We start from the raw sequence: 440 nt of genomic DNA, 5'->3' as shown, positions 1-440 counted from the left end.
GCGTCCTGTCGGCGCTCGTCCAGCAGCCCGACGCCGTCACCGCGCCGCTGCTGCGCCGCGACCGTGACGAAGTCACCACCGCGCTGACGGCGCTCGCGACCCTGCACGTCAACGGTGTCCCGGTCGACTGGTCGCCGCTGATCACGGGCGTCCGACCGGCCGAGCTGCCGAACTACGCCTTCCAGCACCAGCGGTACTGGCTGCAAGCAGCAGCGCCCGGCCGTTCGGCGGAACCTGCGGAGGCGGGCTTCTGGAACGTCGTCGAGAGGGGCGATCTCCCGGCGTTCGCAGCGGAGTTGGGTGTCGCGACCGATGCCGCCGCCACCGTGCTGCCCGCGGTGTCGACCTGGCGGGCGCGCGGCCTGGCACGGTCGCTCAGCGACGGCTGGCGCTACCGCGTCCCCTGGAAGCCGGTCGCCGATCCCGGCGCGGCCCGGGTC

General features: G+C 74.3%; 1 protein-coding gene. It reads left to right on the top strand.

Annotation, left to right across the window (positions count from 1 at the left end; genetic code table 11):
- Window positions 1–440 (top strand): hypothetical protein (locus PUR56_RS00240; protein WP_329947339.1); only part of this gene is annotated, 440 nt, incomplete at both ends.

The organism is Streptomyces sp. BE303, from assembly GCF_036290945.1.
Taxonomy (GTDB): Bacteria; Actinomycetota; Actinomycetes; order Streptomycetales; family Streptomycetaceae; genus Kitasatospora.
Note: the sequence above shows the minus strand (reverse complement) of the source record. Positions and strands in the feature narration are given on the sequence as shown.